This is a genomic window from Rhodococcus sp. NPDC003383 (assembly GCF_053589115.1).
This window is the reverse complement of sequence record NZ_JBSFRG010000001.1, coordinates 384,142-406,852: the sequence shown is the minus strand read 5'-3', so window position 1 is coordinate 406,852 and position 22,711 is coordinate 384,142. Positions and strand designations below refer to the sequence as shown.

Below are 22,711 nucleotides of genomic sequence, written 5' to 3'. Positions count from 1 at the left end.
CAGCGTCAGCTCGACGGCAGGAAAATACCAGTAATCGGAGTCACATGCACTACCGCTGCAACAACCTCAGTCGGTGGTGGCGACCAGCGGCTCCAGCGTCAGATCCGGCAGTTCCTTCCGGATGTACTGCAGCCGCCACTTGTCGCTGACCAGCGCAAGCAGCACCCCGTCGGACCGGGTGAACACCTCGACGCCGCGCTGCCGGTTCAGTTCGTCCCGCGAGGCGGCGTCGGTGCGGCGGGCCAGCGCGTAGCCGAGCGGTTCGATCCGCGGTTCGACGTTGTACTCGGCTTTCATCCGCGCCGAGACGACCTCGAACTGCATGGGGCCGACGGCCGCCATCACCGGCGAGGCGTCTCCGCGCACGTCGTTGCGCAGGATCTGCACGACGCCTTCGGAGTCGAGCTGGTCGACGGCCTTGCGGAACTGCTTGTACTTCGACGCGGCGTCGACCCGCAGGACCGCGAAGTGCTCCGGCGCGAACGACGGGATCGGCGGGAACTCGACCTTCCGGTCCACGAACAGAGTGTGTCCGGGCGCCAGGGCGGTCGCGTTGACCAGACCCACCACGTCGCCCGGATAGGCGGCCTCGACCGTGGACCGTTCGCGGCCGAACACCGTCAACGCGTACTTGGTGGTGAACGGCTTGCCGGTCTGGGCGTGGGTGACGACCATGCCGCGCTCGAACACCCCGGAGACCACGCGCATGAACGCGAGGCGGTCGCGGTGCGCGGTGTCCATGCCGGCCTGCACCTTGAACACGACCGCGCTGAACGGGTCGTCGACGTCACGGGGATTGTCGTCGATGTCGAGGCGGGCGCGCGGCGGCGGCGCCAGCGCGACGAGGGTGTCGAGGATCTGCCGCACGCCGAAGTTCAGCATCGCCGACGCGAAGATCACCGGCGACGTCTGGCCGGCGAGGAACAGTTCCTGGTCGTGGTCCTGGCCGCTCGCCGACAGCAGTTCCGATTCCTCCGCGGCCTCGGCCCACGCGTCGCCTTCGCGCTCCAGCGCGGCGTCGGGGTCCAGATGCTCCTCGGGGGCGATCTTCGCGCCGCCCGCGGTGCGGGTGAACTTGATGTACTCCTCGGCCGCGCCGTCCTCACCGCGCCGCAGCAGGCCGCGGAAGTCGCCGGCGATGCCGACGGGCCAGAACAGCGGGGTCGGCGTCAGGCCGATCCGCTCGTCGATCTCGTCGAGCAGTTCGAGCGGTGCGCGACCGGGACGGTCCCACTTGTTGATCACGGTGATCACCGGGATGCCGCGGTGGCGGCACACCTGGAACAGCTTCAGCGTCTGTGGCTCGAGGCCCTTTGCGGCGTCGATGAGCATGACCGCGGCGTCGACGGCGGTGAGCACGCGGTAGGTGTCCTCGGAGAAATCCGAGTGGCCGGGGGTGTCGACGAGGTTGATGACGTTGCCCGGGTCGTCCTCGTCGGCGGTGGACTCGCTCGAGCGGTAGTTGAACTGCAGTGCGGTGGAGCTGACCGAGATGCCGCGGGCCTTCTCCATCTCCATCCAGTCCGAGACGGTCGACTTGCGGCCGGCCTTGCCGTGCACGGCGCCGGCCTCGGAGATCACCTTCGCGTGCAGTGCCAGCGCCTCGGTGAGCGTGGACTTACCGGCGTCCGGATGGGAGATGACGGCGAACGTGCGGCGCCGAGCGGCCTCCGCGCGCACTTCCTTGGACAGGGCGGCTGTGCCGGAGTCGCTGATGGCGGTGCCGGTATCGCCGGTGGCCGAGGCGGGCGGGGTACTCAACGCGGAACTGACCTCTCGAAACGGGGGTGGGGTGCGGGTATCGCAGGCAACTTCTCCATGTTACTCGGCGATTCGATGTCGATTTCCGTGAGATTCGGTCACGTTTGCCGGGATGCCTTTCCCCATCGGTCCCGGCGCGGGGACTCTGGACCGCAGAGCCACCGGATCGAGGAGTGCCCGTGAGCAGATTCACCGACGAGATGTACGCGACGGCGGAGAGCGCACGCCGTGGGCTGATCACCGGGGAGCCGGACGAGCCGCTGCGGCAGACCTGGGGCGAGATCCACCGGCAGGCCCGCTGCATGGCCGGGGCGCTGGCCGCGGCCGGTATCGGGCACGGTGCCGCCGTCGGTGTGCTGGCAGGCAATCCCGTCGACATCGCCCCGGTGTGTCAGGCCGTCTGGATGCGGGGCGGCAGCGTCACCATGCTGCACCAGCCGACGCCGCGCACCGACCTGGCCGCGTGGGCGCGTGACACCGAAACTGTCGTCCACATGATCGACGCGCAGGTGGTGGTGCTCGGGGCGCCGTTCGACGCGGCCGAACCCGTGCTGCGTGAACGCGGCATCCGCGTCGTGACGGTCGCGCAGATGCGGGCGGGTTCGCCGATCGACCCGGTCGACACCGCCGAATCGGATATCGCGTTGCAGCAGTTGACGTCCGGATCGACCGGATCGCCGAAGGCCGTGCTGATCTCGCACGAGAACTTCTATGTCAACGCCTACGCGATGATCGACCGCATCAAGTACTCCCTCGACGACGACGTGATGATCAGCTGGCTGCCGCTGTTCCACGACATGGGCATGGTCGGGTTCCTCAGCGTGCCCATGCAGGTCGGCGCGGAGGTCGTGTCGGTGACACCGCTGGAGTTCCTCAAGGCCCCGCTGCTGTGGGCGCAGCTGATCGGCAAGTACCACGGAACAGTCACGGCCGCACCGAATTTCGCGTACTCACTGCTCGCCCGCAAACTCGCGCAGGCACCGGACGGCGCCGTCGACCTGTCGTCGATGCGGTGGATGTGGAACGGCGCCGAACCCGTCGACCCCGACACCATGATCGCGCTGGCCGAGGCCGGTGCGCGTTTCGGCCTGGACCCGATGGCCCTGGCCCCCGTCTACGGCATGGCCGAGACGACCCTGGCGGTGTCGGTCCCGGACCCGGGGCACGGGCAGGTCCTCGACATCGTCGACCCGGATCTGCTCGAAGCCGGCGGCATCGCCGTGCCCACCACCCGGCCGAACGGGCGGCGGCTGGCCACGCTCGGTCATCTCGTCCCCGGGCTCGAGGGGCGGGTCGTCGGGCGCGACGGGCAGGTGCTCCCCCCGCGCGGTGTCGGCATCATCCAGCTGCGCGGCAAGGCCGTGACCTCGGGTTATCTCACCGTGGACGGGCCGGTCCCGGCGCAGGACGCCGACGGCTGGTTCGACACCGGCGACGTCGGCTACTTCACCGAGGAAGGCCGCGTGGTGGTGTGCGGCCGGGTCAAGGACGTCATCATCATGGGCGGCCGCAACGTGTATCCGACCGACATCGAACGCGCCGCGTGCAGTGTCGACGGGGTGCGGCCCGGGAACGCTGTCGCGATCCGTCTCGACGCCGGCGACAAACGCGAATCCTTCGCGGTCGCAGTCGAAACCAACCGGATCGACGACCCCGCCGAGATTCGCCGCATCGAACACGAGGTGGTGCACGCCGTCGTCGCCGAGGTCGGGGTGCGGCCCCGGACGGTCGCGGTGCTCGGCCCCGGCAGCATCCCGAAGACCTCGTCCGGCAAGCTGCGGCGCGGCAGCTCGGCCGCCCTCCTGGCCCGCTGACCCGTGCGCGTTTCCGGTAGCACCCGCTACCGGAAACGCGCACGAGGGGCAGCGGTCAGTGGATGCGGTTCTGCGCGCCCTCGAGGCCCAGGCGCAGCAGCAGCTCGACGGCGTCCGCCCCCTCCTCGCAGAACACGTCGAGTTCCTTGCGCTCGGTCGTCGAGAACGGCTTGAGCACGAAATCGGCCGGATCCTGCCGGCCCGGGGGACGGCCGATGCCCATCCGCACCCGCAGATAGTCCTTCGTACCCAGCGAACTCGACGTCGACCGCAACCCGTTGTGCCCGTTCTCGCCGCCGCCCAGCTTGAGCCGGATGGTGCCGAAATCCAGATCCAGCTCGTCGTGGATCACCACGATGTTCGCCGGGTCGACCGAGAAGAACTTCGCCAGTCCCGCGACCGGGCCACCCGACAGGTTCATGTAGGTGCGCGGTTTCGCGATGATCACCTGCCTGCCGTCGAGGCGGGCCTGCACGATGTCCGAGTTGCTGCGCTTGTGCGCGCCGAACGAACCGCCCACGCGCCCGGCGAGCACGTCGGCCACCATGAAACCGATGTTGTGACGGGTCTTCTCGTACTTCGGCCCGGGATTGCCGAGCCCGACGACGAGCGCGGTGTCCTCGCTCACGTTCGTGTGTTCCTTCCCGACCGGTGGCGGTTGCGGCGACCGGTCACACGCGCGCGGCGCGCCATCCCGCGGGGGATGACGCGCCGCAACGAATCATGTGGAGCCGTGGGTGGCTCAGGCCTCCTCGGCCGGAGCCTCGGCCTCGGCGCCCTCGGCCGCTTCGCCCTCGAGGGCCTCGGCGGACGGAGCCACGACGATGTTCACGAGCAGCAGATCGGCCTCGTCCTGCAGCGACGCGCCCTTGGGCAGCTCGACGCCACCGGCGAGGATCTGGGTGCCGGCCTCGGCGCCCTCGATGGAGACCTCGACCTGCTCGGGGATGTGCAGGGCCTCGGCCTCGAGCTTGATGGTGGTGACCTCGTTGACGACGAGGGTGCCGGAAGCGGCCTCACCGGTGATGACCAGCGGCACCTCGACGACGACCTTCTCGCCCTTCTGGACGACCAGCAGGTCGGCGTGCTCGATGTAGTTGCGGATCGGGTGCACGACGACCGACTTGGTCAGCGCCAGCTCCTCGGAACCGTCGACCTCGAGGGTGAGCACGGCGTTGGTGCCGTGGGCGCGCAGCACGGCCGCGAACTCGCGGGCCGGGAGGGCGAGGTGCTTGGGCTCGGTGCCGTGGCCGTACAGCACGGCGGGGACCTGTCCGTCACGGCGGGCACGGCGGGCAGCGCCCTTGCCGAACTCGGTGCGGACGGCGGCTACGAGACGGTTCTCGTCGGACATGATGTAACGGCTCCTACGCTTGTGGCTCTCACTGGGTCGGTCTTCTCGACGATGCGGGACCGGACGCGCGCGGGCCGGGAGCGTGGAACGCTCGAGCGGAGCCGCAGCCGCGTCGATCACGGTGAGCCAGCGATTTCGCGGTTCACCCTCGCCGAGACAACTCGAAGTACTTTACCGGATCGCCGGGGGTAAAGCGAACGGCCCCCATCCCGTCACAGGCTGCGTACCGCGGCGAGGAATCGGTCGACGTCGGCGGGGGAGACGAAGTAGTGCGGTGACGCGCGCACCACCGCGTCGAGTGTCCGCGCGGTCATGTCCAGCAGCGTCGAGCTGCGATGACTGACGGTCACCGTCATCGACTGCTCGGCGAGCGCGTCGCGGACCGCCGTGGGTTCGCGACCGTCCACGGTGAACGAGACGATGCCGCTGCGCGGGTCACCGAGGTCGCGGACCTCGACCCCGGGGATGCGGCCGAGGCCGTCGCGCAGGTGTTCGGAGCGGTAGGCGATGGCCTCGGTGACCGCGTCGATCCCGAGGTCGAGCAGGTAGTCGACCGCAGCCCCGAGACCCAGGCGCGCGGCGACGTCGGCCTCCCACAGTTCGAAGCGGGTGGCGTCGGGTGCGATCTCGTATTCGTCGGCTCCCGACCACCGCGCGCTGTGCAGGTCCAGCACGGCGGGCTCGAGTTCACCGATCAGCCGCGGCCGCACGTAGAGGAATCCGGTGCCGCGCGGGCCGCGCAGCCACTTGCGCCCGGTCGCGGACAGTGCATCCACGTCGAGTTCGGGCACGTTCACCGGGAGTTGCCCGACGGACTGGCACGCGTCGAGCAGCACGAGCGCCCCGACCTTGTGCGCCGCGTCCGCGACCTCCCGCACCGGGTTGATCAGGCCGCCGTTGGTGGGGGCGTGCACGAGCGACACCAGCTTCACGCGCTCGTCGAGCATCGCGGTGAGTGCGTCGACGTCGATGCGCCCGTCGGGGCCGGACGGGATCTGCTCGACGGTCGCGCCGGTGGCGCGGGCGCGCTGCAGGGCGGCGACCGCGTTGGCGGCGTATTCGACGCGGGAGATCAGGATGCGGTCGCCGGGCTGCAGCGGCACCGCGTAGAAGAACGACGTCCACGAGCGGGACGCGCTGTCGGTGAGCGCGACGGACGTGGGATCGACGTCGAGCAGCCGGCCGATCGACGTCTTCACCGCGTCCAGCGCGTCGAGCCGCTCGTTCGCGGCGACGTAGCCGCCGACCTCGGCTTCGCGGCGCAGATGCGCGACGACGGTGTCGAGCACGGGCGTCGGGGGCAGCGACGAACCGGCGCTGTCGAGGAATACGCGGTCGAAGCAGCCCGGGGTGTCCCGGCGAACCCGTTGGAGATCGAGCACGGTGCGACCACCTCTTCCGCGTCCCGTACGGACAGCCCGTACGCCTGGAATGTAACCCCGGACCGCGTGTCGCGGCCGGTGTTCTCACGGCGCTGCGGCAACGGGCGCGTTAGGCTCGTCCCAGTCCTGGCTCGGCGGCGAGAGAGGGTGATCGAGTGGCGACTGCGATCAACACGGCGTACTCGCGCGCTGCCCTCACGTCGCGGGCCGAGGCGGTGGCGCACGTTCGCCGCAGCAGTTTCCGGTTCGGGCCGCCGCGGTTGATCGGGGTGGAGCTGGAATGGCTCACCGCCCGTGCGGACGGCACGGCGGCCCGTCCCGAACTCCGGTCGATCGTCGATTCGCTCGGTTCGCATGCCCCGCGGACGGTGGCTCCGACGTCGTCGGCGCGACCGTTGCCGTCGGGCAGTGTGGTCACCCTCGAACCCGGTGGCCAGGTCGAACTGTCCAGCGTGCCGTGCGCGTCGGCGCGGCAGGTGTGCGACCGTCTCGTCGCGGATGCCCGGATGCTGCGCTCGCTGCTGGCCCGGCGGTCGCTGCTCATGCTCGATTCCGCCGGTGACGGCGTGCGGCCGCCGCACCGGTTGCTGCGCACTCCGCGCTACAGCGCGATGGAACTGCGGTTCGACCGGATCGGACCGATGGGGCGGCTGATGATGAACAGCACCGCCGCAGTGCAGGTCAGTGTCGACGCCGGCGCGGACGACGACGAAGTGCGCCGCCGCTGGCACCTCCTGCACGCGATCGGGCCGGCAATGATCGCCGCGTTCGCGTGTTCGCCTGCGCTCAACGGTGTTCCGGACGGCAGCTGGGTGTCGCAGCGCATGCGGACGTGGCTGAACCTGGACCCCGGACGCACCACCCCGGTGTCCGACCCCGCCGACTATCCGGCGTGGGCGCTCGACGCGCCGCTGCTGTGCGTCCGATCGTCCGGCCCCGACTGGAATGCGCCACCGGACGCGTCGTTCGCGGACTGGCTGGACGGCTCCCTGGACGGGGATCTGGGTCGCCGCCCCACCGTCGACGACCTGGACTATCACCTCACCACGCTGTTTCCGCCGGTGCGGCCGTGCGGGCACTTCGAGGTGCGTTATCTCGATGCCCAACCGGGGGATCTGTGGCAGGTCCCGGTCGCGGCGATCGAGGCGCTGCTGAGATCCCGGGCGGTGATGGACGAGGCGGAGGCGATCGCGGCCCCGGTCGCGGACCGGTGGGAGGAAGCCGCACAGCATGGCCTCGCCAGTCTCGAAATACGTGCTGCGGCAGTCGGTTTGCTGGCGCTAGCGGCGGAGGCGTCGCCGGACATGAGATTCACGGCGGCGCTCGATGCCGCGGCGGTCCGGTGCTGCCGCGGTCGCGGACCGGAGGATCAGAGCCGGTGAGCGCGCTGCGGGCACAGGTGATGAGGGATCTCGCCCGCGCCCGTGTCCGCACGGCTGCGCTGACCGACCTCGACGACGCGGAACTGACGGCGCAGCATTCGCCGCTGATGAGCCCGCTCGTCTGGGACCTCGCGCACATCGCGAACCAGGAGGAACGCTGGCTGCTGCGCGAGGCCGCCGGACTGGAGGCCGAGCGTCCCGACATCGACGACCTGTACGACGCGTTCCGTCATCCGCGGGCAACCCGGAACGGTCTACCGCTGCTCGATCCCGCACAGGCCCGCCGGTACGCCGACGACGTGCGGGCGCGGGTGACGGAATCGTTGGAGAAGTGTGAATTCGACACCGACCTCACCCGCGACGGATTCGTCTACTCGATGATCGCGCAGCACGAACAGCAGCACGACGAGACGATGCTCGCGACCCACCAGTTGCGTTCGGGCCCACCGGTGTTGTTCGCCCCGGAGGCGCCGCGCACCGGACATCCGGTCGAGGCGGACGAGATCACGGTCCCGGCTTGCGAAGTCGAGATCGGGACGTCCATCGATCCGGCAGCACTCGACAACGAACGGCCCGCGCACCGCGTGCACGTGCCTGCGTTCCGCATCGACACCTTCCCCGTCACCAACGGCCGCTATCTCGAGTTCATGGCCGACGGCGGATACGACCGCCCGGAGCTGTGGAGCGAAACCGGCTGGGAGCACCGGCTCCGCGCGGGTCTCGAGGCCCCGCAGTTCTGGACGCGGCAGCACGACGGCACGTGGTGGCGCCGCCGATTCGGGGTCATGGTGCCGGTGCATCCCGACGAACCGGTCGTCCACGTGTGTTTCCACGAGGCCGACGCCTACGCACGGTGGGCCGGGAAGCGGCTGCCCACGGAGGTGGAGTGGGAGACGGCCGCGCGATGGAACCCTGTGGAGCAGCGCAGCACCCGATACCCGTGGGGCGACGTCGATCCCGGCCCCGAGCATGCGAACCTCGGGCAGCGTCACCTCGGGCCCGCGGTCGTCGGCGCGTATCCGGCGGGGGCGTCGCCGCTCGGGGTGCAGCAACTGATCGGTGACGTGTGGGAGTGGACGTCGTCGGGTTTCGAACCCTATCCGGGGTTCGTGGCGTTCCCGTACCGCGAGTACTCCGAGGTGTTCTTCGGCGGCGACTACCGGGTTCTGCGCGGTGGTTCGTTCGGTACGGACGCGGTCGCGTGCCGCGGGACCTTCCGCAACTGGGACCATCCGATCCGTCGCCAGATCTTCTCCGGATTCCGTTGTGCCCGAGATGTTCCCGACACTCCGGACGTCGCGGATGTGTAGGCATCTGGGCTACCTCGGCCCGGTGCGCACGGCCCGGTCGCTGATCACCTACGGTCCGCACTCGCTGTTCCGCCAGTCGTGGGCGCCGAAGGACATGCGCGGCGGCGGCACCGTCAACGCCGACGGGTTCGGAGTGGCCTGGTGGACCGCCGACGGCATCCCCGGCCGGTACCGGAGCGAGAAACCGATCTGGTCGGATCCCTTTGTCACCGAAGGCTTGTCCTCGATCCGGACCGGGGCGATGGTCGCCGCGCTCCGATCCGCGACCGAGGGTATGCCGGTGGAGCGGTCGGCGGCCGCCCCCTTCACGGACGGCCGGTGGGCGTTCAGCCACAACGGGCGGGTCGTCGGGTGGCCCGGGACGCTCGTGTCGCTCGCGGAGCGGCTCCCGGTATCGGAGCTGCTGCGGCTCGAATCGCCCACCGACGCCGCGACTTTGTGGATGCTGCTGCGATCGCGCCTGCGCACCGACAGGCCCGAGGCCGCGCTCATGCGGCTCGTCCGTGACGTGATCGACCTTTCGCCGCACTCTCGTCTGAACCTGTTGCTGGGCAACGGCTCCGGGCTGTGGGCGACCGCGTGGTACCACTCGCTGTGGGTGCTCGTCGACGAGCGCATCGCGGTGGTGTCCTCGGAACCGTACGACGATGATCCGCGCTGGAAGCAGGTGCCGGACCGGCATCTGGTCAGCGCCCGACCGGGACACCTGATCGTGTCCCCCATGGAGGTCCCGAGCGTATGACCGTCGACGTCTATCTGACCCCGGCCGAACTCGACGAGGCGTTGCGGGCCGACGCGCGCCGCGGCCTGACCGCGACCCCGAAGTGGCTGTCGCCGACCTGGCTGTACGACGAGCGCGGCGGGGACCTGTTCGAACAGATCACCCGGCTGCCCGAGTACTATCCGACCCGCACCGAACGTGCTCTGCTGAAAGCGTTCTCGGCGGACATCGCGGACACGATGCGGCCCGAGCTGCTCGTCGAACTGGGGTCCGGATCGTCGGAGAAGACCCGGTTGCTGCTCGACGCGCCCGCCCCCTACCTGCACACCTACGTCCCGCAGGACGTGTCCGAGTCCGCCCTGCAGGGCGCGGTCGCCCGCCTGTCCGCCGACTACCCCGACCTCACGGTGCGCGGGGTGGTCGGGGACTTCACCGGTTCGCTGAGCCATCTGCCCGACGGGGGCCGGCGGATGATCGCGTTTCTCGGGGGCACCATCGGCAACCTGGTCCCGGCCGAGCGGGCGGAGTTCCTGGCCGAACTCGCCGCGACCCTCGACAAGGGGGAGTGGCTGCTGCTCGGCGTCGGTCTCGTCGTCGACCCGGAGATCGTCGTCCCCGCGTACGACGACGCGGCCGGCGTCACCGCCGAATTCGACCGCAACGTGCTGCATGTGCTCAATCACCGGCTCGGGGCGAACTTCGAACCGGATCGTTTCCGGCACGTGGCGCTGTGGGACGCGGACAACGAGTGGATCGAGATGCGGCTCGAGGCCACCGCGGCGATGACGGTGCAGATTCCCGGCCTGGACCTCGAGGTGTCCTTCGACGAGGGTGAGCAGCTACGCACGGAGATCTCCGCGAAGTTCCGGCTCGACGGCATCGCCCGCGAACTCACCGACGCCGGGTTCGTCGTCCGCCACGAATGGGTCGACCCCGACGACCGGTTCGCACTGATCGGGGCGTCGCGTCGCTGACCGGTTGCGGACTGTGGTTGCCGCGCACAGGATCACGGCGGTGCCCCCGACGAGGACGGGCACCGTCGGCGGTTCGCCGAGAAGCACCGCGGCCCAGCAGATCGTCATCACCGGCTGGGTGAGCTGGATCTGGCTCACCCGCGTCATCGGGCCGATCGCCAGACCCCGGTACCAGGCGAAGAAGCCCAGGAACATGCTCACCACCGCCAGATAGGCGAACGCCGTCCACTCGGTGGCCGTGCCGGTGGGCCGGTGGTCGGCGACGGCGAGCACGGTCACGGCGAGGGTGACCGGTGCGCTGAACACGAGCGCCCACGAAATGGTCTGCCAGGAACCGAGTTCGCGCGCCAGCAGGCCACCTTCGGCGTAACCGATCGCGGCGGCGACGACGGCGCCGAGCAGCAGCAGGTCGGCCGGGTGCAATCCGCCGAACTCACCCGACTGCAGCATGCCGAATGCCACCGCGGCGGTCGCGGAAACGGCGGCGGTGACCCAGAACGACGGCGCCGGCCGCTCCCGGCCCCGAACCACGGCGGCGACCGCGGTCGCCGCGGGGAGCAGCGCGACCACCACCGCACCGTGGGTCGCGGACGTCGCGGTCAGCGCGTATGCGGTGAGGACGGGGAACCCGACCACGACCCCGCCGGCGACCACCGCGAGCCGCATCCACTGCGCGCCGCGGGGACGTCGCTGCCGAGTGAGGGCCAGTGCGGCGGCCGCGAGCAGGGCCGCGACGACCGCCCGCCCGATTCCGACGAAGATCGCGGACATCGCGCCGTCGTGCACCGCGATCCGGGTCAGCGGCAGGGTGAGGGAGAACGCGGCCACACCCGCCAGACCCCATCCCAGACCGCTTCTCGGGGTCGATAGCACCTGGCTGTGCGCGGTAGTAGCGCTACTATTGGCTCTCATGTCCGACGATAGCAGTAGTGCCCGGATCGTGTCCGATCTTCGGCGCTGGATCGCGACCGCACCGCCGGGCGCGAAACTCCCGTCGACGCGCGCCCTCGTCGCGAAGTACGGCGCCAGCCCGGTCACCGTGCAGGCCGCGCTGCGGACGCTCCAAGCGCAGGGATCGGTGGAAAGCCGCCCCGGGGTAGGCACTTTCGTCCGCGCCGTCCGGGTGGCGGGACCCAGGGACTACGGGTGGCAGACCGCGGCGCTCGGTTCGCCGGACCGCCGTGTACCGCGGCTGCCCGCCTCGCTCCGCACCCTCCCGAACGATGTGATCGCGCTGCACTCCGGCTACCCCGACCGCGAACTACTACCGGAGCGGCTGGTGCGAAGTGCCTTCGGTCGCGTCGCCCGCAGCGACGCCGTCGTCGGGCGCCCACCGACCGCGGGTCTCCCCGAACTCCAGGCATGGTTCGCGACCGAACTCGGGGCCGCGACCCCGCTCGGTGTGGCACCCCCGACGCCGAGCGACACCGTCGTCGTCCCCGGCAGCCAGAGCGGGCTCAGCGCCGCATTCCACGCGCTGGTCGGAGCCGGCAACCCGCTGCTCGTGGAATCACCCACCTACTGGGGCGCGATGGTCGCGGCCGCGCAGGCCGGCGTGCAGGTCGTGCCCGTCCCCAGCAGCGCCGGCGGCCCGGACCTCGGGGAACTCGCCCGCGCGTTCGACCGCACCGGAGCCCGCGCCTTCTACGCGCAACCGAACTTCGCGAATCCCACCGGCGCGCAGTGGTCGCCGGACCTGGCCGACGACGTCCTCCGCCTCGTCCGTGACGCCGGGGCCTTCCTCGTCGAGGACGACTGGGCACACGACTTCGGGATCACCGCCGATCCGGTGCCGCTCGCGACGCGTGACGACAACGGGCACGTCGTCTACGTCCGGTCGCTGACCAAGAGCGTGTCCCCGGCCGTGCGGGTCGCCGGGATCGTCGCGCGGGGGCCCGCCCGCGACCGCATCCTCGCCGAAGTGCAGGCCCAGTCGATGTACGTCAGCGGGGTCCTCCAAGCGGTCGCCGTCGACGTCGTCACGCAACCCGGGTGGCGCACCCACCTGCGCGGCCTGCGGCCGCAACTCGCCGCCCGCCGGGATCTGCTCGCCCGGTCCCTGCGCGAGCACGCACCCGGGCTGCACCTCGACGCGCTGCCCGCGGGCGGGCTGAACCTGTGGGCGCGGCTGCCCGAGCACACCGACGTCACCGCGCTCGTCCGCGACTGCGAGGCCGCGGGGGTCGTCGTGACCGCGGGCGACGAATGGTTTCCCGCCGAACCCACGGGCCCGCACCTGCGGATGAACTTCTCCGGTCCCGACCCCGGGGCGTTTCCCGACGCGGCCCGGATCATCGGTGAGGTCCTCGAACGTCAGCGGAAGGACTGAACAGACGGGCCGGTTGGACAGACACGGGTGGGGCACGGAAGCCTGGTCGGTATGGCTTCACCGCGACCCGCACTGACGACCCCGGTCCTGCTGCTCATGGCGCTGGCGACCGGATTGTGTGTGGGCGCGAACTACGTCAACCAGCCCCTGCTCGACACCATCGCCACGGCTCTCGGCACCTCGCACTCGGCAGCCGCGTTCACCGTCACCGTCGCCCAGGTGTCCTATGCGCTCGGCCTGCTGTTCCTCGTCCCACTCGGGGACATGCTCGACAAGCGACGACTCGCCGTCGGCCTGATGATCCTCGCGGCCGCCGGGCAGGTGGCCAGCGGATTCGCCCCGAACATCGGGGTCCTCACCGCCGGTATCGCCGTCACCGGCCTGTTCTCCGTCGCCGCGCAGGTGCTGGTGCCGTTCGCCGCGACCCTCGCCGAACCGGAACGGAGCGGCCGGGCGATCGGCACCGTGATGAGCGGGTTGCTGCTGGGGATCCTGTCGGCGCGCAGCGTCGCCGGGTTGCTCGCCGAACTCGGCGGCTGGACCACCGTGTACCGGGCCGGGGCGGTCGCGCTGATCGTCGTCGCGGTCGCGCTGTGGCGGAAGCTGCCGAGCTCGCGGCCCACCGCCTCGACCGGTTACGCGGCGACGCTGCGGTCGCTCGGCACGCTCGCGCGCACACATCGGCGGCTGCGCACCCGCGCGCTGCTCGGCGCGGTGTCGTTCGGATCGCTGGCGGCCCTGTTCTCGACGATGACGTTCCTGCTGGCCGGCGAACCTTACGGTTTCGGCGACGCGCAGATCGGCCTGGTCGGTCTCGCCGGGGCGGCCGGTGCGCTCGCCGCGAGCGTCGTGGGAAGGGCCGCGGATCGCGGATACGCCCGGCTCACGACCGGGATCTCCGTGGTCCTGCTCGTCGCGTCGTGGGCTGCGCTCGCCGCCGGTGGCCACAGCCTCGCGTGGTTCCTGATCGGGTTCGTCGCCGTCGACCTCGCGGTGCAGGGCGTGCACATCACCAACCAGAATGTCGTCTTCGCGCTGGAGCCGGCGGCGCGGGCCCGCATGAACTCCGTGTACATGGTGGCGTACTTCGTCGGTGGGGCCTCCGGTTCGGCGCTGGGGACCGTCGCGTGGACGACGGCCGGATGGTCCGGGGCGTGCATCGCCGGAGTTGCCCTGGCGGTCACCGCGGTCGGCGTGTGGGCACTGGATCTGCGTGCCGAGCGCCTCGCGGCCACGACACCGCCGCAAGACACCGTCACCGCCGGCCGGAGGTAGCCCCGACGATCAGGGCCGCGCTCCCACACCGGTGGCCAGTTCCTGTATCCGGCCGCGCACACTGTCCGGCGCCAGCGGCGGGGTCGGCAGGCCGGCGCCGGAGCGCAGTCCGTCGACGAACTCCCGGAGAACCTCGGCGGGGGAGTGGGTCGGCGACCAGCTCAGCTCGGATCGTGCCCGGGCACAGTCCATCAGCGGCAGCCGCAGCACGGTGTCGAACAGCCCGGGCTCGGCTGGGGCGAGGTGGGTGTGCCACGCGGCGGCCGCCGCGGACCGGACGAGACCGCTGCGCACCGGGACGACCCGGGCACCGAGCAGATCACCGAGGGTGTGGGCGTCGACCGGGGGTTCGGCGGCGAGGTTGAAGGGACCGCGCACCGGTCGCAGCACGGCCCGGACGTAGGCGTCGGCGACGTCGTCGGCGTGCAGAATCTGCATGCTGAGACCGGGCATGTCGGGGACCACGGGGATCGCGCGCACCAGCGAGCCGGGGACGAACGGGCCTCCGAAAATTCGGCGCTGCGCCGACGCCGAGCCGCGCTGGAAGATGAAACCGGGACGCATCCGCACGACCCGGATCTGCGGGTGGTCGCGTTCGAACACGTCGAGCCACCGTTCGAGATAAGCCTTCTCCCGCGGATACGCCGCGCCCGGCCAGCCGTGGGTCGGCCACGACTCGTCGACGGCGTGCCCGTCCTCCGGGCCCGGCGAATAGGCGCCCACCGACGACGCGACCACGATCACCGGAACCTGCGCGTCCGCCGCCGCGGTGAGCGTCCGGATCGTGCCGAGGACATTGTTCTCCCACGTCTTCTCGGGTTTGTGCGTGGGATGGAACAGCCACGCGAGATGGATCAGCGCGCCGGCGCCGCGCATCGTGGAGTCCAGCTCCGCGGTCGCGACGTCGACCGCCTCGAACCGGGCCTTCGGAGCGGTCCATTCGGTGGCGCGGCGCGCAACGCCGAGTATCGATTTCACGGCGTCCTGCTCGCCGAGCGCCCGTACCACGGCGGTGCCCACGTTACCCGTCGCACCGGTCACCACCACGTGGAGTCCGGACGGTGCCGCCTGTGTCTCCTCGCGCTGTGTCTCCTCGCGCTGTGTCTCCTCGGTCATGGACCGGGGCATACCCGCAGCCCGACGCGGCCAATCGGCGCGCCGCGACGGTCAGGTCAGGTCGGTCGTGGGAAGCAGCCGCAGCTCCCGCGCGCGGCCCACCGCTTCGTAGCGCGTGTGCACACCGAGTTTGCGGTAGATGCTGCGCAGCTGGGTCTTCACCGTGTTCGGGGAGACGAACAGTTCCTTGGCGATCTCCCCGAGCGTCGATCCGCGCGCGAGCAGCGCCAGCACTCCCGCTTCCCGCGGCGACAACTCGACCCGGGCGATGGTGTCGACGAATATCGACTCGACCGGTCCACCCGGCACCGCCGTGCCGCTCCACGCGACCAGCGTCTCGACGTAGCGCGGGGGCAACGTCGTGAATGCGCGGCGATTGCCGAGCCGGACGGAGAGCATGCACGCGCGGTTCCAGGCACGCACGGCGTCGTCGTGCCCGTCCCGATCGACCTGGGCCGCAGCCTCGAGCAACAGGGCCTCGAGGTGGGCGCGCGGATAACCGCAGTCCGTCCAGGAGACTCGTTTGAGCAGTTTCGACGCGACCTCCGGGTGACCGGTGAGCAGTTCGACGCGCGCGGCCGCCACCACCAGGAACGGGTGGTTGGACGGCTCCTCGTCGACCGTCGCACGAGCCAGATTGCCGTTGCCGAGCGCGAGTTGCAGGTCCACCTCGACGGCGGTGAGCAGTACCCGGGAGAACGCACCGGCCGAGTGCTTGTCACTGTGCGCAGCGATGGCCTGGTGCAACCAGGTCAGACCCGAGTAGGCGTCGTGGGTGGCCAGCGCGTACTGCGAGTGGGCGTAGGCGACGAACGCCCACAGCTCTTCGCGCACATTCGGCCGGCCGAGGAGTTCGAGCGTTTCCTTCGCGGGGGCGAGGTCGAGCACATCGAGATGCTGCAGGACCGCCGCCGTCCGGCCGGAAACCTTGGCTGTGCCGGACCACGACCCGGCGTTGTCGTAGCGGCGGGCCCGGTCGAGCCATTCGCGGACCCGGGTGTTGTCGCCGGCCAGCGCCCAGCCCAGCGCCGAGCCCCCGGCGGATTGGTGTGCCACGAAACCCAGTTCGTACGACACGCCACTCTGGTAGGCGCGCCGAAAGATGGTCGTCGCCTCGGGCAGGTGCCCGGCGAGCTGCAAGGTCAGGGCCCACTGCATCCGCAACAGCGGCAGCTGTTCACCGAAGGCGGCGGGCCGGCGAGCCGTGATGCTCGACACGAGCGGTTCGAACTGCAGGGTGCGCGTCGCGGCCTCCGCGATGCGGCCGCCCCGGCGCAGCGCGATCGTCTGCGCGGTCGCCACGTACAGGTGGTTGACGGCTTCGGTGTGGCGGGCCGGATCCGTGAGGGTCGCGGGGTCGTCGACGAGTTGCTCCCCCAGGATCGGATGGTCGTCGATCATCGAGGTGACCAGGGCCCGCCCGGCCCGCAGCTCGGGATTGTCGACGAGCACGTCGTCGGGCAGCGCCCGCATCACCCGGACGAGCTCACCGAACCGGTTCGAGGCCATGTCCACCCAGGAACGCCGGACGATTTCCGCTGCGAGAGCCCAGTTCCCGGATTCGGCTGCATAGAGCGCCGCCGCCGAGGGCCTGTCCGCATCCATCTCGGACCGGGCGAGCCGGGCCAGCAACTCGTCGAGACGGCCGGGGTTCTCCCGGCGGGACACGGCCATCACCCGCTCACGGAGGGCCGGCGGCCACCACCAGGTGGGGGCGTCGACACCGAACGAGCCGACCATCAGGCCGACCGTCTCGAGGTGCACCATGAGCCGGCCCGCGTCCGGGCGCCCGGTCAGGGTGACGGCGTCCTCCGGGGTGATGCGGCTCGCGGCGGCGATCGACAGCGCGAACGCCCGATGTTCGGGGCCGAGGCGCGCGAGACGCTCGTCGACGTACTTGTCGAGGAGCGCGGCCACACCCGGATCGGGCAGACCGTGCTGACCGGTACGGCTGGTCGGGCGGTTGCGCACGACCGCGGCCGCGGCGGACACCAGCGCCGGCACCCCGCCGAGCGCGTTGTGCAGGTCGCCGAGCGCCGCATCGTGCAGGGTGACCCCGTGCCGGTGGAACAGTTCGGTGGTTTCCTCCCGGGTGAACGCCAGGTCGTCGGCGGAGACGAACGTGGAGTCGATGCCGCGGGCGGTGATGCTCAGCAGCGCGGAGGTGCTGCCCTGCATGCACGCGATCACGTCGACGGTGTGGGACTCGTCGAGCAGATCGAGCAGCGGGGCGATGAGGGTCCGTCCGGTCGTGACGGGTACCCCGGACAGGACCAGCACGATCGGTGTCTCCGACGAGTCCAGGACCCGGACGAGAAGATCGCGCGGACCCGTGGTGGCTTCCGGCACGGCGAGCCCGGCGCTCCGGCAACAGTCCAGGACCACGGCCCAGACCTCGTCCTCGGTGGCATCGTCCGGCAGCGGTGGCACCCACAGCACGGAACGGTCGGGGGCGCCGCCTGCATGCAGCCACGACGCGACCAGCGTGCGTTTGCCGAAACCGGCCGGCGCGAAGACCATCGTCAGCGCCGACTCACGGTCGAGCAGGGCGGACAGTCGGGGTCGTGGCAGCGCACTGCGCAGCGCCCGCCACGACGGCACCCCGGCGCGACCGGGGGTCGGAACGCTCACGCGGACTCCTTCGACAAAGCACGAGCTGAACGAAGGCCACCGCTCCCGATCGGGGGCGTCCCCTCCGGGCCGTCGTCAGCTCAGCGTATCCAACAGCATGACGAATCGGACAATCTGCCCCCGATGTCGTCTCACCCCATGATGGTGGTGGTGGGCAGCGACTTTTGCAACGGCCCATATGCAAACCCGGCCTTCGGGAACGCTGTCGACACGAACTCGGGAGTTTTGGTCACGGCGAGAACATCCCTGGGCTTCGTGACCGGCGGGCGCAAGACTCCGTGAGGTGCGCTTCCAGATCCTCGACATCATCTTCAATCCGCCGCATCCGGTCACCGGCCGGGTCGTCCCGCCTGCCGACCGGCTCGAACGGGTCGTCGAGATGGCGGTGCTGGCCGAGCAGCTCGGCATCGACAGCTATTCGGTGGGGGAACGGCACGCGGGCGACGTGCTGTCGTCGAGCCCGACGGTCGTGCTCGGCGCGATTGCGCAGGCCACCGACCGGATTCTGCTGTCCACCGGCGTCACGGTCCTGTCCGTTCTCGATCCGGTCCGGGTCGCCGAGGATCTGAGCACCGTCGACCAGCTCAGCCGCGGTCGCCTCGAGATCGTGATCGGCAAGGGCAACGAGGTACTGCAGTATCCGCTGTTCGGGCTGGACATCGGCAGGCAGTACGAATACCTGACGGAGAACTACGAACTGCTGCGCACCTTGCTGCGCGAGGAGCACGTCGACTGGACCGGGGACCACCGGCCGCCGCTCACCGACGTGACGACCCTGCCGCGACCGTTCGACGGACCCTTCCGCATCTGGCACGGCTCGGCGACGTCCGCGCACGCCGTCGACCTCGCCGCGAAGTGGGGCGATCCGATCGTGACCGCGAACGCGCTGCAGCCGCGGGAGAACTACAAGGTGCTCATCGACCGCTATCGCGAGCAGTACGCCGCGTACGGGCACGACCCCGAGAAGGCGTACGTCGGTTCGGGTTCGGGCGGATTGTTCCTCGCGGACACCACCGAGCAGGCGATCGACGAGTACCGGCCGATCTACGAAGGGATCGTCCGCCAGGCCGATCAGCGCAAGCACGATCCGGCGGCGGTCGGGAAGGTCACCAGCTTCCGCACCATCGAGGACGCGGTCGAACGGGGGCCGGCGCTGGTCGGTTCCCCGGAACGGGTCGCCGAGAAGATCCTCGACTACCACGCGAGTTTCGGGCACGTCCTGCAGTCGGTGTCCATCAACCACGTGCTGGATTTCGAGCAGCAGAAGGACACCCTGCGCCGCTTCGCGGAGGAGGTGATCCCGCTGGTGCGCGCCGAACTGCCCCCGACCACGTTGTGGTCCGACGCGGACCCCGACCGTGCGAAGGGCTTCGTCGTGGCCTGACGAACCCGCGCGAGTCGACGGCCGGCAATACCATCACGAGATGGCGACCGCCCTCTACTACGGTCTCGGTACTGCGCTTCCGATGCTCGTCGGTGCCGTTATCGGCCTGCGCTACGACCTACCGAGGCCACTGCTGGCCGGACTGATGGCCTTCGGTGCCGGAGCGATGGTCGCGGCGGTGTCGACCGAGCTGTTCCAGCCGGCGTTCGAGTCGGAAGGGGTCGTCGTCGCCGGGATCGCCCTGATGCTCGGTGCCCTGGTCTATGTGGTTGCCGACCACCTCATCGAGAACCGACTCGGATCTGCGGCGCTCGGTTTCGCCCTGATGCTCGGCGCACTTCTCGACGGGATCCCGGAGAACACGGCCCTCGGTGTCTCGCTCGGCGCCGAGGGCGGCGGTCTCGTCCTGCTGGTGGCGATCGCGGTGGGCAACGTGCCCGAAGCGGTCGCGGGTGCGGCGTCCATGCGCGGGCGCCCGAACTTCGACCGCAGCCGGGCAGGTCTGCTGTGGACGGCGACCGCAATCGTGCTCGTGCTGGTGGTGGTCGCTGCGAATGCCGCGGCGGACTCGATCTCGGCGCAGTCGATCGCGGTGATCCAGGCGTTCGCCGGTGGCGCGACGATCGCCGTGCTCGCGGATTCGCTGATGCCCGAGGCGTACCGGGAGGGTGGCTGGTGGGTCGGGTTGTCGACCGCGGCGGGCTTCCTGGTCGCCTTCGCGCTCGGTGGCTGACGGCCGGCGTCCACCGAACGCTCAGCAGCAGCGGGCGCCGGGATTCGAATCGGTCGCCGCGTGTCGGTCCCGCCAGTACTCGCGTTCGGTCGGCACCGGTTCGCCCGGGTGGAGCCGCCGGTGCAGTTCGACGTACCGCGCGTAGTCGTGGTCGCCCATCAGCGCGCCGACCCACCACCAGACGCGGCGCAGCACGGCGGTCACGACGCACCGTCCTCGCTGTGCGGGTGCGTATGCTCCCGGTGTGCATGATCGGGGTGCACGTGCGCCGCACCGGGCACCCGGACCTTCCCCGCATGGATCAGCTCGTCCCACTGTTTCTGCAGGTCCCGTTCGGCAGGGGTGGGCACGAATCCGGCGGGCGCGAAGATCTTCGACGGGACGTCGGGGGTTTCGGTCGTGGGCAGGCCACCGGCCCGCACCGCACGCACGCACACCACCACCCCGGCGGCGACGACGATGAGCACCAGCCCCGCGAACACGATCGACAGGGTGCCCTGGATGAACGTGTTGCGGATGACCGCGTTGATCGCCTCCGGGGTGCGCGCCGATCCGAAGCTGGTGGCGCCCGAGTTCTTCGCGTCGACGAACGCGCGGTGCTGCGCCCAGTAGCCGACCGCCCGATCGGACGAGAAGATCTTCTGCCACGACGCGGTCATCGTCACCACGAGATCCCACACGAGCGGCACCCCCGGAATCCACGCCCACTTGACCAGGCCCTTCTTCACGACGATGGTCAGCACCACGGTCAGCGCGATCGCGGCGAGCAACTGGTTGGCGATACCGAACAGCGGGAACAGCGTGTTGATGCCGCCGAGCGGATCGGTGACGCCCATCAGCAGGATCGCACCCCACAGCCCGACGACGACCAGCGTGCAGAACCAGGCGCCGGGACGCCAGGACGGATCCTTGAACCGGCGGGCGGGCCCACCGAAGTTGCCGAGCGAATCCGACAGCATGAACCGGGCCACGCGGGTGCCGGCGTCGACGGTGGTGAGGATGAACAGCGCCTCGAACATGATCGCGAAGTGGTACCAGAACGACTTGAGGCTGTCGCCCCCGAACAGGTCGCTGAGCACCTGCGACATACCGAACGCGAGGGTCGGCGCCCCGCCGGTGCGGGAGATGATCGACTCCTCGCCGACCGCTTCGGCGGCGACCGCGAGTTGCTCCGGCGTGATGTCCGGGCCGCCGAGACCGAGGCCGTTGACGTAGGCCGCGGCGGTCTCCGGGGTACCCCCGGTCAGGGCCTCGGGGGCGTTGAGCGCGAAGTACAGGTGCTGATCGATGATGCACGCGGTGACCAGCGCCATGATGGCGACGAACGACTCGGTCAGCATGCCGCCGTAGCCGATCAGCCGGATCTGCTTCTCCTTCTCGAGCAGCTTCGGGGTCGTGCCCGACGCGATCAGCGCATGGAAACCGGACAGCGCGCCGCACGCGATGGTGATGAACAGGAACGGGAACAGCGATCCGGCGAACGCGGGTCCGTTGCCGGCGATCGCGAACGGGGTGATGTCGGGCATCTCCAACGCCGGGCGGGCGATGAGGATACCGATGGCGAGCAGCGCGATCGTGCCGACCTTCATGAACGTCGACAGGTAGTCGCGCGGGGCCAGCAGCAGCCACACGGGCAGCACCGCCGCGGCGAAGCCGTAGGCGATGAGCAGCCACGCGATCGTCACCTTCGACAGCGTGAACCAGTCCGCGCCCCACTCGGTTTCGGCGACCCAGCCGCCGCCGATGATCGCCAGCAGCAGCAGGACCACGCCGATGGCCGAGACCTCCGCGACCTTCCCGGGTCGCAGGTACCGCAGGTACACGCCCATGAACAGCGCGATCGGGATGGTCATGGCGATGGAGAACAGGCCCCACGGGCTCTCGGCGAGCGCGTTGACGACGACCAGCGCGAGCACCGCGATGAGAATGATCATGATGACGAACACGGCGATCAGTGCGGCGACGCCGCCGATCGGGCCGAGCTCGTCACGGGCCATCTGGCCGAGGCTGCGGCCGCGCCGCCGCGACGAGATCCACAGCACCAGGAAGTCCTGGACGGCCCCGGCGAACACGACACCGACGATGATCCAGAGGGTTCCCGGCAGGTAGCCCATCTGCGCGGCCAGGACCGGGCCGACGAGGGGACCGGCCCCGGCGATCGCCGCGAAGTGATGACCGAACAGCACCCGGCGGTCGGTCGGCATGTAGTCCTTGCCGTTCTCCAACTCCTCGGCCGGTGTCGCCCGGTCGTCGCGCGGCTGCACGATCTTGCGTTCGATGAACCGCGCATAGAAGCGGAACGCGATCAGATAGCTGCACACCGCAGCGATCACGAACCACACCGCGTTGATGTTCTCGCCGCGCACCAGGGCGATCATCGCCCACGCGATCGCACCGAGAATCGCCAGGACGAGGAAGACGACGCGGGCGGTGGGGGAGATCGGCGTCCGGTCCACGACCCCGACCGGAGGGAGGTCGGGATCGGTCCGCAGATGCTCGATGTCCCCGCGTGTTCCTGCCGGTTCGACTGCCATGTCGGCTCCTC

General features: G+C 70.3%; 17 protein-coding genes and 1 pseudogene. 9 read left to right on the top strand and 9 right to left on the bottom strand.

Annotated features, from left to right (window positions below; translation table 11 throughout):
• Window positions 1-66: 66 nt before the first annotated feature.
• Entirely contained in the window at window positions 67-1,716 is a 1,650-nt protein-coding gene (locus ACWDTS_RS01810) for a peptide chain release factor 3 (protein ID WP_450117466.1), read from the bottom strand.
• A gap of 224 nt (window positions 1,717-1,940) precedes the next feature.
• Between ACWDTS_RS01810 and ACWDTS_RS01805 the strand changes: the two genes are divergently transcribed.
• Window positions 1,941-3,575: a fatty acyl-AMP ligase gene (locus ACWDTS_RS01805; protein ID WP_450117455.1), complete on the top strand. Its 1,635-nt coding sequence runs from the start codon at window positions 1,941-1,943 to the stop codon at window positions 3,573-3,575.
• A 55-nt stretch (window positions 3,576-3,630) separates the two neighbouring features.
• Here the strand turns inward: ACWDTS_RS01805 and pth are convergent, their stop codons facing one another.
• The 3 genes from pth to ACWDTS_RS01790 all read right to left on the bottom strand — a co-directional run bounded on the left by pth (window position 3,631) and on the right by ACWDTS_RS01790 (window position 6,311).
• A complete protein-coding gene (pth, locus tag ACWDTS_RS01800; protein ID WP_420750809.1) occupies window positions 3,631-4,203 on the bottom strand; it encodes an aminoacyl-tRNA hydrolase in 573 nt (190 codons plus the stop codon).
• Window positions 4,204-4,317: 114 nt separating this feature from the next.
• On the bottom strand, window positions 4,318-4,929 hold the full coding sequence (locus tag ACWDTS_RS01795; RefSeq protein ID WP_197253047.1) for a 50S ribosomal protein L25/general stress protein Ctc: 612 nt from the start codon (window positions 4,927-4,929) through the stop codon (window positions 4,318-4,320).
• A 212-nt stretch (window positions 4,930-5,141) separates the two neighbouring features.
• The gene (locus tag ACWDTS_RS01790; RefSeq protein ID WP_248674935.1) at window positions 5,142-6,311 is read right to left on the bottom strand and encodes an aminotransferase class V-fold PLP-dependent enzyme; all 1,170 of its coding nucleotides are present in this window, start codon (window positions 6,309-6,311) and stop codon (window positions 5,142-5,144) included.
• 155 nt (window positions 6,312-6,466) lie between these two features.
• On the opposite strand from ACWDTS_RS01790, the gene egtA reads away from it, so the two are divergent.
• The 4 genes from egtA to egtD are packed head-to-tail and all read left to right on the top strand — an operon-like array spanning window position 6,467 to window position 10,698.
• Window positions 6,467-7,693 carry an ergothioneine biosynthesis glutamate--cysteine ligase EgtA gene (gene egtA, locus ACWDTS_RS01785; RefSeq protein ID WP_197253046.1) on the top strand — a complete coding sequence of 409 codons (1,227 nt, stop codon included), beginning with the start codon at window positions 6,467-6,469 and terminating at the stop codon, window positions 7,691-7,693.
• Window positions 7,694-7,713: 20 nt separating this feature from the next.
• Window positions 7,714-9,003: an ergothioneine biosynthesis protein EgtB gene (egtB, locus tag ACWDTS_RS01780; RefSeq protein ID WP_197253053.1), complete on the top strand. Its 1,290-nt coding sequence runs from the start codon at window positions 7,714-7,716 to the stop codon at window positions 9,001-9,003.
• Window positions 8,996-9,745: an ergothioneine biosynthesis protein EgtC gene (egtC, locus tag ACWDTS_RS01775; RefSeq protein WP_197253045.1), complete on the top strand. Its 750-nt coding sequence runs from the start codon at window positions 8,996-8,998 to the stop codon at window positions 9,743-9,745. The genes egtB and egtC overlap by 8 nt, the downstream gene beginning before the upstream one ends.
• Window positions 9,742-10,698 carry an L-histidine N(alpha)-methyltransferase gene (egtD, locus tag ACWDTS_RS01770; protein WP_450117454.1) on the top strand — a complete coding sequence of 319 codons (957 nt, stop codon included), beginning with the start codon at window positions 9,742-9,744 and terminating at the stop codon, window positions 10,696-10,698. Before egtC ends, egtD begins: the two co-directional genes overlap by 4 nt.
• On the opposite strand, the pseudogene ACWDTS_RS01765 reads toward egtD, so the two are convergent.
• Window positions 10,699-11,610, bottom strand: a pseudogene (locus ACWDTS_RS01765) (DMT family transporter); the annotation flags it as partial.
• Between ACWDTS_RS01765 and ACWDTS_RS01760 the strand changes: the two are divergent.
• Entirely contained in the window at window positions 11,609-13,027 is a 1,419-nt protein-coding gene (locus tag ACWDTS_RS01760) for an aminotransferase-like domain-containing protein (protein WP_450117453.1), read from the top strand. The pseudogene ACWDTS_RS01765 and the gene ACWDTS_RS01760 sit on opposite strands and share 2 nt — an antisense overlap.
• Window positions 13,028-13,078: 51 nt before the next feature.
• The gene (locus ACWDTS_RS01755; protein ID WP_450117452.1) at window positions 13,079-14,302 is read left to right on the top strand and encodes an MFS transporter; all 1,224 of its coding nucleotides are present in this window, start codon (window positions 13,079-13,081) and stop codon (window positions 14,300-14,302) included.
• A 9-nt stretch (window positions 14,303-14,311) separates the two neighbouring features.
• Here ACWDTS_RS01755 and ACWDTS_RS01750 read toward each other — a convergent pair whose 3' ends face one another.
• Both ACWDTS_RS01750 and ACWDTS_RS01745 read right to left on the bottom strand, forming a co-directional pair.
• Window positions 14,312-15,418: an NAD-dependent epimerase/dehydratase family protein gene (locus ACWDTS_RS01750; protein ID WP_450117451.1), complete on the bottom strand. Its 1,107-nt coding sequence runs from the start codon at window positions 15,416-15,418 to the stop codon at window positions 14,312-14,314.
• A 51-nt stretch (window positions 15,419-15,469) separates the two neighbouring features.
• Window positions 15,470-18,049: a LuxR C-terminal-related transcriptional regulator gene (locus ACWDTS_RS01745; protein WP_197253041.1), complete on the bottom strand. Its 2,580-nt coding sequence runs from the start codon at window positions 18,047-18,049 to the stop codon at window positions 15,470-15,472.
• A gap of 283 nt (window positions 18,050-18,332) precedes the next feature.
• Between ACWDTS_RS01745 and ACWDTS_RS01740 the strand changes: the two genes are divergently transcribed.
• Window positions 18,333-19,433 carry an LLM class flavin-dependent oxidoreductase gene (locus tag ACWDTS_RS01740; RefSeq protein ID WP_197253040.1) on the top strand — a complete coding sequence of 367 codons (1,101 nt, stop codon included), beginning with the start codon at window positions 18,333-18,335 and terminating at the stop codon, window positions 19,431-19,433.
• A 40-nt stretch (window positions 19,434-19,473) separates the two neighbouring features.
• Window positions 19,474-20,166, top strand: coding sequence for a ZIP family metal transporter (locus ACWDTS_RS01735; RefSeq protein WP_450117450.1), 693 nt, complete (start codon window positions 19,474-19,476; stop codon window positions 20,164-20,166).
• Between the two features lie 21 nt (window positions 20,167-20,187).
• On the opposite strand, the gene ACWDTS_RS01730 is transcribed toward ACWDTS_RS01735, so the two are convergent.
• Window positions 20,188-20,370 carry a YbdD/YjiX family protein gene (locus ACWDTS_RS01730; protein ID WP_197253038.1) on the bottom strand — a complete coding sequence of 61 codons (183 nt, stop codon included), beginning with the start codon at window positions 20,368-20,370 and terminating at the stop codon, window positions 20,188-20,190.
• Window positions 20,367-22,700 carry a carbon starvation CstA family protein gene (locus ACWDTS_RS01725; RefSeq protein ID WP_450117449.1) on the bottom strand — a complete coding sequence of 778 codons (2,334 nt, stop codon included), beginning with the start codon at window positions 22,698-22,700 and terminating at the stop codon, window positions 20,367-20,369. The genes ACWDTS_RS01730 and ACWDTS_RS01725 overlap by 4 nt, the downstream gene beginning before the upstream one ends.
• Window positions 22,701-22,711 lie beyond the last annotated feature (11 nt).

Coding starts and splice junctions, on each gene's coding strand:
- ACWDTS_RS01795 (WP_197253047.1), bottom strand. CDS start 4,929: ATGTCCGACGAGAACCGTCTCGTAGCCGCCGTCCGCACCGAGTTCGGC.
- egtC (WP_197253045.1), top strand. CDS start 8,996: ATGTGTAGGCATCTGGGCTACCTCGGCCCGGTGCGCACGGCCCGGTCG.
- ACWDTS_RS01760 (WP_450117453.1), top strand. CDS start 11,609: ATGTCCGACGATAGCAGTAGTGCCCGGATCGTGTCCGATCTTCGGCGC.
- ACWDTS_RS01725 (WP_450117449.1), bottom strand. CDS start 22,700: ATGGCAGTCGAACCGGCAGGAACACGCGGGGACATCGAGCATCTGCGG.
- ACWDTS_RS01755 (WP_450117452.1), top strand. CDS start 13,079: ATGGCTTCACCGCGACCCGCACTGACGACCCCGGTCCTGCTGCTCATG.
- ACWDTS_RS01750 (WP_450117451.1), bottom strand. CDS start 15,418: ATGACCGAGGAGACACAGCGCGAGGAGACACAGCGCGAGGAGACACAG.
- ACWDTS_RS01735 (WP_450117450.1), top strand. CDS start 19,474: ATGGCGACCGCCCTCTACTACGGTCTCGGTACTGCGCTTCCGATGCTC.
- egtD (WP_450117454.1), top strand. CDS start 9,742: ATGACCGTCGACGTCTATCTGACCCCGGCCGAACTCGACGAGGCGTTG.
- egtB (WP_197253053.1), top strand. CDS start 7,714: ATGAGGGATCTCGCCCGCGCCCGTGTCCGCACGGCTGCGCTGACCGAC.